Origin of the sequence: Tardiphaga sp. 813_E8_N1_3 (genome assembly GCF_051811025.1) — a bacterium.
GTDB lineage: Bacteria > Pseudomonadota > Alphaproteobacteria > Rhizobiales > Xanthobacteraceae > Tardiphaga.
On record NZ_JBPWQE010000001.1, the window covers coordinates 5,157,291 to 5,171,965 of the forward strand.

At 61.9% G+C, this 14,675-nt stretch carries 10 protein-coding genes; 6 read left to right on the forward strand and 4 right to left on the reverse strand.

Annotated features, from left to right (window positions below):
• Window positions 1–3 precede the first annotated feature (3 nt).
• From hutU to AB8A33_RS24465, 3 genes are all read left to right on the forward strand, one after another.
• Entirely contained in the window at window positions 4–1,677 is a 1,674-nt protein-coding gene (gene hutU, locus AB8A33_RS24455; RefSeq protein ID WP_439095114.1) for a urocanate hydratase, read from the forward strand.
• A 9-nt stretch (window positions 1,678–1,686) separates the two neighbouring features.
• Entirely contained in the window at window positions 1,687–2,280 is a 594-nt protein-coding gene (locus AB8A33_RS24460; RefSeq protein WP_439095115.1) for a HutD/Ves family protein, read from the forward strand.
• Window positions 2,281–2,412: 132 nt separating this feature from the next.
• Window positions 2,413–3,294, forward strand: coding sequence for a LysR family transcriptional regulator (locus AB8A33_RS24465; RefSeq protein WP_439095116.1), 882 nt, complete (start codon window positions 2,413–2,415; stop codon window positions 3,292–3,294).
• Between the two features lie 203 nt (window positions 3,295–3,497).
• Here the strand turns inward: AB8A33_RS24465 and AB8A33_RS24470 are convergent, their stop codons facing one another.
• The gene (locus tag AB8A33_RS24470) at window positions 3,498–4,841 is read right to left on the reverse strand and encodes a TAXI family TRAP transporter solute-binding subunit (RefSeq protein WP_439095118.1); all 1,344 of its coding nucleotides are present in this window, start codon (window positions 4,839–4,841) and stop codon (window positions 3,498–3,500) included.
• 332 nt (window positions 4,842–5,173) lie between these two features.
• Here AB8A33_RS24470 and AB8A33_RS24475 point away from each other — a divergent pair, with 332 nt between their 5' ends.
• On the forward strand, window positions 5,174–5,461 hold the full coding sequence (locus AB8A33_RS24475) for a FeoA family protein (RefSeq protein ID WP_439095120.1): 288 nt from the start codon (window positions 5,174–5,176) through the stop codon (window positions 5,459–5,461).
• Complete coding sequence (gene feoB, locus AB8A33_RS24480; RefSeq protein ID WP_439095122.1) at window positions 5,458–7,344, forward strand: ferrous iron transporter B; 1,887 nt, start codon at window positions 5,458–5,460, stop codon at window positions 7,342–7,344. Before AB8A33_RS24475 ends, feoB begins: the two co-directional genes overlap by 4 nt.
• A 63-nt stretch (window positions 7,345–7,407) precedes the next feature.
• Here the strand turns inward: feoB and AB8A33_RS24485 are convergent, their stop codons facing one another.
• Window positions 7,408–9,360 carry a TonB-dependent siderophore receptor gene (locus AB8A33_RS24485; protein WP_439095123.1) on the reverse strand — a complete coding sequence of 651 codons (1,953 nt, stop codon included), beginning with the start codon at window positions 9,358–9,360 and terminating at the stop codon, window positions 7,408–7,410.
• Window positions 9,361–9,914: 554 nt separating this feature from the next.
• Window positions 9,915–11,507 carry a gamma-glutamyltransferase family protein gene (locus AB8A33_RS24490; RefSeq protein ID WP_439095125.1) on the reverse strand — a complete coding sequence of 531 codons (1,593 nt, stop codon included), beginning with the start codon at window positions 11,505–11,507 and terminating at the stop codon, window positions 9,915–9,917.
• 183 nt (window positions 11,508–11,690) lie between these two features.
• Between AB8A33_RS24490 and AB8A33_RS24495 the strand changes: the two genes are divergently transcribed.
• Window positions 11,691–13,139 carry an amidohydrolase family protein gene (locus tag AB8A33_RS24495; protein WP_439095126.1) on the forward strand — a complete coding sequence of 483 codons (1,449 nt, stop codon included), beginning with the start codon at window positions 11,691–11,693 and terminating at the stop codon, window positions 13,137–13,139.
• 49 nt (window positions 13,140–13,188) lie between these two features.
• Here AB8A33_RS24495 and AB8A33_RS24500 read toward each other — a convergent pair whose 3' ends face one another.
• Window positions 13,189–14,442 (reverse strand): acetyl-CoA C-acetyltransferase, encoded by a 1,254-nt coding sequence (locus AB8A33_RS24500; protein ID WP_092141800.1) that lies wholly within the window; start codon window positions 14,440–14,442, stop codon window positions 13,189–13,191.
• Window positions 14,443–14,675 lie beyond the last annotated feature (233 nt).

Below are 14,675 nucleotides of genomic sequence, written 5' to 3' on the forward strand. Positions count from 1 at the left end.
ATCATGGACCGCAGCAAGAACAGCCGCATCGTGCGTAGCCCGCGCGGCACCGAATTGTCCGCCAAGGACTGGCTCACCGAAGCGCCGCTGCGCATGCTGATGAACAATCTCGATCCGGAAGTGGCGGAAAACCCGAACGAGCTGGTGGTCTATGGCGGCATCGGCCGCGCCGCGCGGAACTGGGAAGCCTTCGACCAGATCGCCAAATCGCTGCGTGAGCTCAACGCCGACGAAACGCTGCTGGTCCAATCCGGGAAGCCGGTCGGCGTGTTCAAGACGCACGCAGATGCGCCGCGCGTGCTGATCGCCAATTCGAATCTCGTGCCGCGCTGGGCCACCTGGGAGCATTTCAACGAGCTCGATCGCAAGGGCTTGATGATGTACGGTCAGATGACGGCGGGCTCGTGGATCTATATCGGCTCGCAAGGCATCGTGCAGGGCACCTACGAGACCTTCGTGGAGGCGGGCCGCCAGCATTACAATGGCGACCTGTCCGGCCGCTGGATCCTCACCGCCGGTCTTGGCGGCATGGGCGGTGCGCAGACGCTGGCGGCCACCATGGCCGGCGCGTCCTGCCTCGCGGTCGAGTGCCAGCCGAGCCGCATCGAGATGCGCTTGAAGAGCCGTTACCTCGACGTGCAGGCGAAAGACCTCGACGACGCCCTGGCGATCATCGAGAAGGCCAACAAGGAGAAGAAGCCGATCTCCGTCGGCGTGCTCGGCAATGCGGCTGACATCTTCCCCGAACTGGTGCGCCGCGGCGTCAGGCCGGACATCGTCACCGACCAGACCTCGGCGCATGATCCGGTCAATGGCTATCTGCCGAAGGGCTGGACGCTCTCGGAGTGGGAAGCCAAGCGCGCCACCGATCCGCAAGCCGTCGAGAAGGCCTCGCGCAAATCGATGAGCGAACACGTCCGCGCAATGCTCGACTTCCACAAGATGGGCGTACCGACGGTCGACTACGGCAACAACATCCGCCAGATGGCCAAGGAAGAAGGCGTCGACAACGCGTTCGACTTCCCGGGCTTCGTGCCAGCCTATATCCGCCCGCTGTTCTGCCGCGGCATCGGCCCGTTCCGCTGGGCGGCGTTGTCCGGCGATCCCGAAGATATCTACAAGACCGACGCCAAGGTGAAGGAGATCCTGGGACACAACAAGGCGCTGGTGAACTGGCTCGACATGGCGCGCGAGCGCATCCAGTTCCAGGGCCTGCCGGCACGCATCTGCTGGGTCGGCCTCGGCGATCGCCATCGCCTCGGCCTCGCCTTCAACGAGATGGTGGCCTCGGGTGAACTCAAGGCGCCGATCGTGATCGGCCGCGACCATCTTGATTCCGGCTCTGTCGCAAGCCCGAACCGCGAGACCGAAGCGATGAAGGACGGCTCCGACGCCGTGTCCGACTGGCCGCTGCTCAATGCGCTGCTCAACTGCGCATCTGGCGCAACCTGGGTGTCGCTGCATCACGGCGGCGGCGTCGGCATGGGCTTCTCGCAACATTCCGGCATGGTCATCGTCGCCGACGGCACGCCAGAAGCCGCCAAACGCCTCGAACGCGTGCTGTGGAACGATCCGGCGACCGGCGTGATGCGTCACGCGGATGCCGGTTATGAAGAAGCCATCGCCTGCGCCGAGGAACATGACCTCAATCTGCCGTCGCTGCACGCCAGGGGCTGAGTGCGGCGCATGCAGATCCTGCGCGCCGCGAACTACAAGGTGATGCCCTGGAAAAACGGGCTGGGATCAACGACGGAGATCGCGATCTTCCCGGCGGATGCAAAACTGGACGATTTCGACTGGCGCGTCAGTATGGCGCAGGTGACGAGCGACGGACCGTTCTCGTCATTTTCCGGGATTGATCGCACACTTCTGGTCATCGACGGCGCCGGCATCGAACTCAGTGTCGACGGATATGCCTCTGAGCGGATTGATCGCGACACGATCCATTCCTTCCCGGGCGATCAGAAAACGTCAGCGATACTGATCGACGGTTCCATCACAGATTTGAATGTGATGAGCAGGCGCGGAATCGTCTCACAGCATGTGCGGCGCATCAACGTCATGAAACGTCAGGATTTTATAGTTTCTACACAAACGTTTCTGTTCGTTGAGCATGGCACTGCGACCATACGGTCGACATCGACCGTCGACAGCCTATCGGCGCATGATGCGCTGCTTGTGGAACAAGGATCGGCACCTGTCACGATTGAGTCCGATGCGACCGCGCGCGTTGTCATCATCGAATTCAGCAGGCAGTCGTCACAGCACCGACGATTTTGATGACGTCATCAATTTCGGAAATGCCATCCAAATCAAATATATAACCAAGAGTGATTACGCATATATGATTGGTACAGAATCGCGACACCGCTCAGTCTGATTCATGGCTCAATTGCGAGGCTGGATATTCAAATGCACAAGCGGCATCTCAATATTCCGATTGAAATTGTTCGTACTGTCGTTGCCATTTCAGAAACAGGTAGTTTGACCAAGGCTGCGGAACAATTGGGATTGAGTCAGCCCGCAGTGAGTTCGCAAATCAAACGTCTCGAACAACTTGTTGGCGGGTCGCTGTTCATCAAAACGCCGAACGGAAGTTGTCCGACCGACCTCGGCAAGCTGGTGCTTGCGCAGGCCCGCAAGATCATCGAGGCCAACGATCAGGTGCTCGCACTCGGCGGAAGCGACAGTCTTGGCGGTCGGCTTCGTCTGGGCCTGAGCGTTGTCATGGCGCAGCGCTTCGTGGCCCAGCAGAACCCAAGAAATCTCGATGACATACATATCTATGCCGGAATGTCCGCTGAGATCGTGACAGCGCTGATCGACGGCCATGTCGACATCGGGTGTTTTTTCCAGCGGGGAGAAATCAGTAGCGATCTCGCTCCGCTTGTTGTTGATGAATACGAGGATCGGCTGGCATGGGTTCGCGCGAAATCATTCGTGCTCAGTCCCGGCGCGCCTATCCCGGTCATCACCTGGACCAATGACGACTGGATGCTTCATGCGCTCACACGACATGGCCTTTCCTATCGCATTGCCTTCAGCAGTCAGGATTACAGCGCAAAGAAGGCCGCCGTCGAAGCCGGCATCGGACTGACGGCTGTTCCCAGCCGGATCATTCCGCCGGGACTGGTTTGGGCCAAGGACTATTACTTGCCGGAGCTTCCGACCATCAAAGCGCTGCTCTGCATTCGCCCGGGCCTGACCTCGCCGCGTGTCATGGAAATCAAGGATCAGCTCTCGGAGATGTTCCTGCACCCCGCACTGTCCAAGGAAAACGACAAAGTTGCCTAGCGAAGCTGCATATTTCAGAGAGCAGGCCGAGCGCTGCGAAAAGCTGGCGCGGGAGATCGATGACCCCGTGGTTCGCGAGCGGCTGCTGAACCTGGCCACCGAATATGCTCGCCGCGCGGAAAGGAAACCCGTGCAGCCGCGAGCCCGGCTATCGCCGCGACCGGAGCGCCGCTGAGCGAATACGCGCTACGTTGCTGGCACTACTACGTCTCTGACCTGATGCTCGAACCCGGCGCGACGGACAATGGGGCGCGCGCCAACGCCGAGCGGCGGTGATGGATGAGGTTGTCGATGCGCTGCGCTGCCGAGACCAGCGTCGCGATTTCCAGTGCGTCTTCGTCATTACGCATGGTCTTCGCCAGCTGCGCGGTGAGAAGGTCGTCGACCTCCTGTTCGATCGCACATAGTTCCGCATCGTCGGGCGCCGCCCGGATCCGGCGCGGCAATGTATAGAATGCGTTGAGTGTCGCCTCCCGGTGATCGGGCGGGCGAATGCCGAGGAATCGCCAGGCGGCGGCGAGTATCGAGGCCAGAGCGCCAAGGAGCATGGGCGCGAGATAGATGTCATCGCCGTATTTATCCATGAAGCTCTGCTCGGTGCCGTTATAGTAAGCGGCGGCGCCGGGATGGACGGGGATAAAGGCATCGGGATCGGTGTCGGCAGCGGCGATACCGGCCAGTTGCGGTTGCCCGGCGATCAGATCGCGGCGCGCCGCGACCACCATTTCGGTCAGACGCGCGATCAGGCCGGAATGGAGCTTCTTGTTCGCGACCAGATAGTAACTGACCCGAAGCGTCGTCACGTCATCATCCGGGACGGGCGGCGCACCGCGGAGCGACCCTTTCGGAATGTCGAAGCTTTCGTAGGCGCCGTTGGCATCGGCAATGGCGCCAGCGGCGTCGATCGGGATCAACACCGGCGCGCCGGTTTTGAACAGACCTCGCACCTGAGACAAGTACTTCTCGGTCAACGGGATCACCACCAGCAGGGCGCCGACTTCTTTGCCTTCCACCGCGCGCCGGGTATCGCTGATCTCAAGATTCTTGAATGTGACCCTCGCGCTCGTCAGGTCATATTGTTTGGTCAGCGCATCAACCAGCTTGCGATTGACCTCACCGCCCACCACACCGACGGTGCGGCCGCGCAGGCCCTCGACACTGGAGATCTTCGAGCCGGGCGGCGCGATCAGCATGACCACCGCCTTGGCCATGACGGCAACGGCGCGCGCCTCGGAGAGATCGCCGACATCGGCCCGAACCACAGCGAGATCGACCTTGCCGGAGGAGAATGCCTTGCCGGCATCGACGGCATTGCCGAAGGTCTGGAAATCTAGTCGGATCGGCGACTTCTTATTGGCGAAATGGCTGGCGATGATTGCGGCCGTCTTGCCGGCTTCGCCATCGATCGACCCGACTGCCAGCTTGAGCACGGTCGGACGCTCGATATAGCGCCAGGTCAGAAGGCCGCCGCCCAGCAGCAGACCGAAGATGCCGGCCAGCAGAAGCACCCTGCCCCAGAATGGCAAAGCAATCGATCGCACGTTCATGTTCGGTCCTGCGCGGCCACAAGAATGGGCTGACGACATTGCCCGCAATCACCTTGCTCACACGTTGATTGGAAGTCCATCGGTACGGACGACAGATAAAGTCCACCGACCGGACCGGATCCACGAGCAGCGGCATCGGACCGGTAAAGATCCAGCAGCGGGTGTTGGAGAGCAATCGGTTGGGGGCAGCCGCATGTGCCACGCCGGCCCAGTGCCGTCCCCGCAATAGCCGGGACGACAGAAACGGTGCCGGAGCGCCTTTTTATAATCATTCTAATAGCATACGCGCGTTTGTCTTGACCTTGTCAGGACGCTGCTCGACAAGGTCGGGCATGACCGTCCACCAGACTGCATCCGAAACATCCACACACGAATTGCGCCTCGGCAATGCGCCGCGCGGATTCATCGGGACCATCGTGGCGTTGCAGCCCGATATTGCAGGCGGCGCCAAAAGCGGCCACGAGCTCGAACGGCATCTGCTGGAAATGGGCTTCACCGAAGGTGCGCGCGTCGAGATCCTGCATCAGGGCGCCATCCAGCGCGATCCGATCGCGGTGCGCGTCGACAATATTACGATCGCCGTCCGCCGGCGCGAAGCCATGGCAGTTGTTGTGAAATGACCAATACAGACGTGACCACCGAGCGCTTTCATCTCGCGCTGGTGGGAGCCCCCAACAGCGGCAAGACATCGCTCTTCAACGCACTCACCGGCAGCCGCCAGAAGGTGGCCAACTATGCGGGCGTCACCGTCGAGCGCAAGGCAGGCGCCTTCGTGACGCCGGCCGGCCGTCAGGTGACGCTGCTCGATCTGCCCGGCACCTATTCGCTGCGCGGCCGCAGCCCGGACGAAGAGATCACCCGCGACGTCGTGCTCGGCAAGCGCCCCGGCGAAGCTGCGCCCGATCTGGTCCTGTGCATCGCCGACGCCACCAATCTGCGCCTCACGCTGCGGCTGATCCTGGAACTCAAGCGCACCGGTCGCCCGCTGCTGGTGGTGCTCAACATGTTCGACATCGCGCAGCGCCGCGGCGTCAGCATCGATGTCGACGCGATGTCCGCGGCATTGGGTGTGCCTGTGATCACCTCCATCGCGGTGAAGAAGGCCGGTGTCGAGCAACTGCGTCACCGCACCGACGAATTCGCCGCCAACATGCCGACAGTCACTGCCGGCGACGGCTGGACGCCGCTCGGCCTGTCCGAGATGAAAGCGCTGCAGCGCGAGGCTGACCGCATCATCCGCGAAACCGTCAAGATGCCGACCAAGCCGGACACGCTGACCACGCGCGTCGATGCCATAGTGCTGCATCCGGTCGCCGGTCTCGCGATCCTCGCGCTCATTCTGTTCGTGATGTTCCAGGCGGTGTTCTCCTGGGCGCAGCCGCTGATGGAGCTGCTGTCGGATTCATTCGGCGCCCTGGGCACGCTGGTGGCACAGGTGCTGCCTGAAGGAATCTTGCAGAGCTTCCTGCAGAACGGGTTGATCGCCGGCGTCGGCAGCGTGCTCGTGTTCCTGCCGCAGATCATCATCATCTTCCTGTTCATCCTGCTGCTGGAAGATTTCGGCTACATGGCGCGCGCGGCTTTCCTGATGGACCGCATCATGGGCGGCGCAGGCCTCCATGGCCGCGCGTTCATCCCGCTGCTGTCGAGCTTTGCCTGCGCGATCCCCGGCATCATGGCGACGCGGGTGATCGACAATCGCCGCGACCGCCTCACCACCATTCTGATCGCGCCGCTGATGACCTGCTCGGCGCGCATCCCGGTCTATACGCTGATCATCTCCGCCTTCATTCCGGCCGAGACCGTCTGGGGCTGGGTCAACCTGCAGGGTCTGGTGATGTTCGGGCTTTACGTCGCCGGCATCGGCAGCGCGCTGGCGGTATCCTTCGTCATCAAGTTCTTCATGTGGCGCGACTACCAGCCGGCGCCGTTCATGCTGGAATTGCCGGACTACAAGCTGCCGCGCCTCAAGAGCATTGCCATTGGCGTCTATACCCGCGCCAAAATGTTCCTGCAGCGCGCCGGCACCACCATCCTGTCGATGATGATCCTGATCTGGTTCCTCGCCTCGTTCCCGCAGGCGCCCGCCGGCGCCGAAGGTCCGGCGATCAATTACAGCCTCGCCGCGATGATCGGAAAATTCCTGGAGCCGTTCTTCGCACCGCTCGGCTTCAACTGGCAGATCGCCGTGGCGCTGATCCCCGGCATGGCGGCGCGCGAAGTCGCGGTCGGTGCGCTCGGCACCGTCTATGCGATCGAAGGCGGCAAGGAAGCGGCAGACGCGATCGGCCAGGCGCTGGCCAGCAAATGGAGCCTTGCGACGGCCCTGTCGTTCCTGGCCTGGTTCATCTTCGCCCCGCAATGCGCCTCGACGCTGGCCGTGATCCGCCGCGAGACCGGCAGCACCAAGTGGATGGTGGTGACGTTCCTCTACATGTTCGCCCTGGCCTATGTGGCGAGCCTGATTACCTACACCGTCGCGAAGGCCGCCGGGCTGGGGTAGCCCGGCTAGCGTGGCATCCCTCGCGCCGACACCGTGATTTGAATTTCATCCTGTGCCGCTGCATCACCATCGGTAACGCAGCGTCGCGATCACATCGCGCCGCATGCCGTAATAGCAGCCGGAATCCTGACACAGCCGCACATAGGTTTTGTCGAACAGGTTGCTGGCATTGAGCTGGAACTTGAAGCCCTTGAATTGCGGTCCAAGTCCGGCAAGGTCATAGTGAAGCGCCGCATCGAATAGCGTGACGCCGGGAACGTTATAGGTGTTCATGCTGTCGCCCGCCGTTTCCCCGAAATAGCGGACGCCGGCCGCCAGACCGAAGCCATCGAGGACGCCGCTGCGGAAGGTGTAATCAGCCCATAGCGATGCCGCATTGCGCGGGACACCGATTGGCCGTTTGCCGAGGGTATCAGGCTCCGAATTCGTATTGACCAGGTCGAGATAAGTATAGGCGCCGAGCAACGTCCGGCTGCGATCGACCTGCACCTTGCCTTCGATCTCGATCCCCCGCGATCGGATCTCACCGGCCTGAACCCGATTTCTGTTATCGTTCGGATCCTGCATCACAACGTTCTGCTGCTTCAGGTCGAAAGCTGCGAAAGTCAGGAGCATCTTGTCATCGGGTTGATACTTGACACCGAACTCCTTCTGCTGACCGGTCGTCGGCTTGAACGGATTCAGGGTCCTGTTCGAGGCCCCAATGATCGGCTGGAACGACTCCGTGTATTGGATGTATGGCGCCACGCCGTTGTCGAACTTGTACAGCAAAGCACCGCGCTTGGTGGTCGCTTCATCCGATGTCGAGGTGGTGCCGAACGTCGTGCCGTCGAAGGTCGAGGCCGTACGCGACTCGGCCCGATCGAGCCGGACTCCCAATAGCGCGACCCAGCGGTCGAACTTGATCTGATCCTGCAGATAAACGCCGACCTGATCGAAGGTCTGCCTGCTGGCGCCATCGAAATCCAGCGCCGGAACAGTTATGCCGTAGACTGGGTTCAGCGCGTTGATCGATCCGACATCGGCGAGATAGCCGTTGGAGACCCGATTGGTGCCGGTCTGGTAGTCTACCCCGAACAGCGTCACGTGCTGGAACGGCCCGGTCGCGAACTTTGCCTCGGCTTGATTGTCGATCGCAAAGGTACGCAGTGTTTCCGCCGCAGAAAACGCATCGCGGCCTATGCTGGTAATGTTCGTCTGGTTGGACTGGGGATAGACCGCCTGTGTATAGGTGCTGTTATCGGTATAGCGAAGATTTTGCCGCACCGTCCAAACGTTATCGAAACGATGTTCGAACAGGTAACCAATCGAACTATATTCGCGCTTGAATATATTATAATTCGGATCGCCCAGGTAGAAGCTGGTCGGAATCCGACCATTGACGGTCGAGAACAACGTTCCCACGCCATTCGGCAGTAGCTGATTGTAGAAGCCCGCTTTCGGGTCCCGTTGATAGGTCCCCTGGAAGGTGATCGTGGTATCGTTTGTCGGCCGCCACGTCAGCGACGGCGCGATCGAGACGCGCTGATAGTCGCCGTGGCCGACCTGGCTGCCGACGTCGTAGCCAGAAGCGGTGAGGCGATAGAGAAATTCCTTGTTTTTATCGAGTGGCCCGCTGACATCGATGCCGCTCTGGACGCGGCCGTAACTGCCGGTCGAAACGAACATCTCCTGATACGGCTCTGTGGTCGGCCGCTTGCTGACCATATTGACCACACCGCCCGGAGAGGCCTGACCGTAGAGCACCGACGCAGGCCCGTGCAGCACTTCCATCCGCTCGAGATTGAAAGGATCGACCAGCGTGTAGGCGAAGGTGCCCGACGCCACCCGCAACGAGTCCAGATACTGATCGGCGAGAAAGCCCCTGACATAAACCTGATCGAAGCGGCCGTCGGCACCGTTCCGCTCGCCGACCACCCCGGACGTATAGCGCGTGGCCTGCGACACGCTCTGTGCGGCCTGTGCCTGAATCTGATCCTGCGTGACAACGGAAATTGCCTGCGGCGTTTCAATCAATGGCGTGTCGGTTTTTGTACCCGTCCCGCTACGGGTCGCGACGTAGCCGTCCACATGTCCCCAAGCAGTTTCGGACCTGGGATTGACCGAACCTGGCGCAACGGTTTGCTGTGACCGGCGGGCTGCAACGCGACGGTCACCCCGCGCGCCTGATGTGCTGCGTTTGACTTGAGGGCGCCGTGTCGCTTGCTGCTGCGGCGCGTCGACCGTCACTGCGGGAAGTGTCGACTGCGCACGAACAACAGTCGTAAAATCGAGCGACATGACAAACGCGCTCGCCGCACCGAGCCATGCGGCATGCTTCCAGTTCTTTGATTTTATGATCACGAATTGCCCCAGCGATTCAGCAAGCCAAAGCAGCCCGCCTTACAGCTTTTTCGTGACCCAAAGAGAGAATGGCAACACGCCAACTGCTAGAATAGGTCGAAGTCGGCGAACCCGGCAATGACTGCAGGACAAATCGCAAAACAAAAGAAGCAAGCACGCGTCGATACTTCACCACCGCCTTGCTGCGCGATCGGCGGATTACGGCTTCGCCTAATCCGCCCTACTCTCTAATACCCCGCAGCCAGGCCATCCTTGCGCGGGTCCGAGCCGGCAACATAGCCGCCATCGATTTTACGCACGAGCTGCGCACCGCCGAAACCGAAGGCGGAGTCCGGCGGTTCGCGCTCGATGACATGGCCACGGCTGGCGAGATCGGCCGCGACATCGTCCGGGACAGCCGTCTCGATCGCGACTTTCAAGCCGGCGACATAGCGCCAACGCGGCGCATCCGCCGCGGTCTGCGGATCCTGCCCCCAGAGCTGCATGCGCAGCATCATCTGCAGATGGCCCTGTGCCTGCATCGGGCCGCCCATCAGGCCGAAGGCCATCAGCGGCTCTTTGCCCTGCATGACGAAGCCCGGGATGATGGTCTGGAACGGACGCTTGCGCGGACCGACCTGATTGGGATGCCCCTCGGTCAGGACGAAACCGAAGCCGCGATTCTGCAGGCTGATGCCGGTGCCCGGCACGACGACGCCGGAGCCGAAGCCCGAATAATTCGACTGGATATAGGACACCATCATGCCACTGGCGTCGCCAGTCGACAGACACACGGTGCCGCCGGTCTTCGGCGCGCCGGCGCCAAAATCCTGCGCGCGGCTGCGGTCGATCAACTTCGCGCGCGAGGCCAGATAGGTCGGGTTAAGCAGATGCGCGACGGTGACATCGCGCATGTAATCGAGATCGGCCGCGTAGGCGTAGACATCGGCGAAAGCGAGCTTCGTGGCTTCGATCTGCAGATGGAACGCGTCACCGCTGTCGAGTTCGAGACCCTCGGTGCCGTATGCCCGCATGATTCCCAGCGCCATCAGCGCCGCGATGCCCTGCCCGTTCGGCGGGATTTCGTGCAGCGAAGCGCTGCCGAAATCCTGATGGATGGTGCCGCACCAGTCATTACGATGCTCGGCCATATCCGTGGCAGTGAGAACGGCGCCATGTTCGCGCGCGAAGGCTGCGATGCGCTCGGCGAGTTCGCCGCGATAGAATGCTTCGCCTTTGGTCTCGGCGATCAACTTCAGCGAATAGGCGTGGCCCGGTGCCTTGAAGAGTTCACCCGCCGCCGGCGCACGACCATTCGGCATGAAGGCCTCGGCGAAGCCTGGCTGGTTCTTCAATTCCTCCGCGCCGCGGCGCCACAGCTCGGCAATCACCGGCGAGACGTTGAAGCCGTTCTCCGCATAGGAGATCGCGGGCCCGAACAGGTCTGCGAAGGGCAGCTTGCCGAACCGTTCGGACAGATCGACCCAGGCCGACACAGCGCCGGGCACGGTGACGCTCTCCCACCCGCGGTGCGGGAAGGTCTTGTGATTTGCAAATCGCTCAGGGGTCCATCCCGCCGGCGACCGGCCAGAGGCGTTGAGGCCATGCAGCTCCTTGCCATCCCAGAGGATGCAATAGGCGTCCGATCCGATGCCGTTGCCGGTCGGCTCGACCACGGTCAGCGTGATAGCGGCCGCGAGCGCCGCATCCAGCGCATTGCCGCCGCGCTCCAGCATGCGCAAACCCGCCTGTGTCGCCAGCGGCTGCGACGCCGCCACCACATTGCGGGCCATGACCGGCGAGCGGCGGGAGGCATAGAGGCCATCGTGTCGGTATTGCATGAGTTCAAGCTCTCTTCGGGACGTTGCAGATCAACGCGTCTTCTTATCGACATTTGCACGTGCCGAACAGACAGGTTGGATATGCCAAATAGACAGGCGGGTCTGCTCACCTCTCGATCTTGCACCGCCTGGTCGCTTGCGCTTACGGTTCCTCGCATTTTGTCGATCGCGAGAGGATCAGCATTGGCCATCACCGTCATCCGCAACGCGGACTATGTCGTCGCCTGGGACGCCGCAAAGAGCAGCCACACCTATGTCACCGGCGGCGATGTCGCTTTCGACGACGGCCAGATCGTGTTTGCCGGCCGCGACTATCAGGGCGACGCGGTCGAGACCATCGACGGCCGCGGCTTCATGGTGATGCCGGGCCTCGTCGATATCCACTCGCATCCGTCCAGCGAGCCGCTCAACAAGGGCTTTCTCGACGAAATCGGCTCGCCCGGCCTGTATAATTCGTCGCTGTACGAATACATGCCGATCCTGCGCCCCGATCCCGAAGGCGTGCCGGACTGCGTGCGCGTCGCCTATTCGGAATTGCTGCTGTCCGGCGTCACCACGGTGGTTGATCTGTCGATGCCTCATCCGCAGTGGCTCGATCTCGCAGCGGAAAGTGGCCTGCGCGTCTATATTGCTCCGGGATTCCGCTCGGCGCGCTGGTTCACGCCGAATGGCACGCTCGTCGATTACGAATGGAACGAGAAGGCCGGCGAAGAGGCCATGCTGCAGGCTTTCGCGCTGATCGATGCCGCCGAGAGCCATCCGTCCGGCCGTCTCTCCGGAATGATGTATCCCGCGCAGATCGACACCTGCACGCCGCAACTGATGAAAGACAGCTACGCCGAAGCGAAGCGCCGCAACATTCCGTGGCAGACCCATGCGGCGCAATCGGTATCGGAATTCCACGAAATCGTCCGCCGCCATGGCATGACGCCGATCCAGTGGCTCGGCGAGCTCGGCGTGCTCGGCCCGACCTCGCTGGTCGGCCACTCCATCTTCGTCGACGACCATCCGCTGACTCCGTGGCACACCAAGCGCGACCTCGCACTGCTGGCCGAGACCGGAACGACAGTGGCGCATTGCCCCACCGTATTCATGCGCCGTGGCATCGCGCTGCGCGATGTCGGCCGCTACCGCGCAGCCGGCATTTCGGTGGCGATCGGCACCGACACCTATCCGCATAATATGATCGAAGAGATGCGCAACGTGACGATGACCTCGCGGCTGATGGCCGGGCATCCGCGCGGCCTGAACTCGACCATGCTGTTCGAGGCGGCCACCACCGTCGGCGCCAAGGCGCTCGGCCGCAACGACATCGGCAGGCTCGAGGCCGGCTGCAAGGCGGATTTCGTGATGGTCGACGTCACCCATCCGATGATGCAGCCGCATCGCGATCCGATCCGCAGCATGATCTATGCGGCAGCGGAACGCGCGGTGCGTCACGTCTATGTCGATGGCCGGCAGGTGGTGAAGGACGGCGTGGTGCAGACGTTCGACTATCCGGCCGCGGCGCTGCGTGTGCATGAAGCGCAGATCCGCGCGGAAGAGCGCACACCGGGTCTCGACTGGGCCGGCCGCAAGCTGACGGAAATCTCGCCGCTGTCGTTCCCGATGGCGTGGCCTTCAAACGAATGAGCCGGACGCTTTCGCGCCCGGCTCATTCGGATTAGACGAGTTAGCGGCGTTATACGCGCTCGATGATGATCGCCGGTGCCATGCCGCCGGCGGCGCACATGGTGACCAGACCGCGCTTCAGGTTGCGGCGCTCAAGTTCGTCGAGAACCGTGCCGATCAAGATCGCGCCGGTAGCGCCGATCGGATGGCCGAGCGCAATCGAACCGCCATTGACGTTGACCTTGCTGCGATCGAGATCGAGGTCGCGGATGAACTTCTCGGCGACCACGGCGAAGGCTTCATTGATCTCCCACAGATCGATGTCTTCCTTCTTGAGACCGGCCTTTGCCAGCACCTTCTTCGCAGCCGGCACCGGCGCATTCAGCATCAGGGTCGGGTCGTCACCGATATTGGCCATGGCCACGATGCGTGCGCGCGGCTTCAGGCCATGCTTGTCGGCATAGGACTTCGAGGTCAGCAGCAAGGCTGCGGCACCATCGACCACGCCCGACGAATTGCCGGCGTGGTGGAAATGCTCGATCTTCAGATCCGGATACTTCTGGTTGATCTGCTTGCGGAAGGTCATGCCGCTTTCATCCAGCGGATGATCGGCCATCGCAGCGAAAGCAGGTTTCAGACCGGCGAGACCTTCGGCAGTGGTTTCCGGACGTGGATATTCGTCCTTGGCGAGCACGATGTTGCCCTCGTCATCCTTCACCGGGACGATGCTCTTGTCGAAACGGCCTTCCTTGATCGCGATCGCGGCGCGGCGCTGGCTTTCCAGACCGAGCGCGTCGAGCGCTTCACGCGAAATGCCTTCCATCGAGGCAATGGCGTCGCCGCAGATGCCCTGATGCGACTGCGGATGCACCTTGGCGAGGCGCTTGTTGCCCGAGCCCATGCCGAGCGGCGCCTTGCCGGCGGCCATGTCCTCGGCGGCCATCGCACCGGTGAGCGACATCATCTCGGTGCCGCCGGCGATGACGACGTCTTCCATGCCCGACATGATCTGCGCCGCGGCGAAGTTCACCGCGGTGATGCCGCCGCCACAGAAGCGATCGAGGGTGGTGCCGGACGCCTTGATGTCATAGCCGGCATCGAGCGCGGCCATGCGGCCGAGATCGCCACCCTGCTTGCCGCGCTGGGTCGAGGTCGACCAGATCACGTCATCGACGTCAGCGGTGTTGAGTTTGTTGCGCTCGGCAATTGCCTTGAGCACGGTGGCGGCGAGATGCTGCGGATGTTGCTCGGCGAGCTTGCCCTTGCCCACTTTGCCGATGCCACGCGGCGTGCGGACTGCGTCGATAATATAGGCGTCGGCCATGATCTTCTCCCAAGAGTTTTGAAGTGTTTTTCTGACCGCGAGATTGGCCAAGCGACCCGTGAAGTCAAGGTGCGCAGGCGGCATGCACGTCTGCCAAAATTGGCGGGCATCCGGTGCAATTTCATCCACTACTGGAAAATTGGCACAACCCAGGCACGATATTATAACCATACCGGTGCTATGTGGCAGAGGCGGCCGCGCCGCTGCACGCTCATTGCGCTCAACAGCCAGAA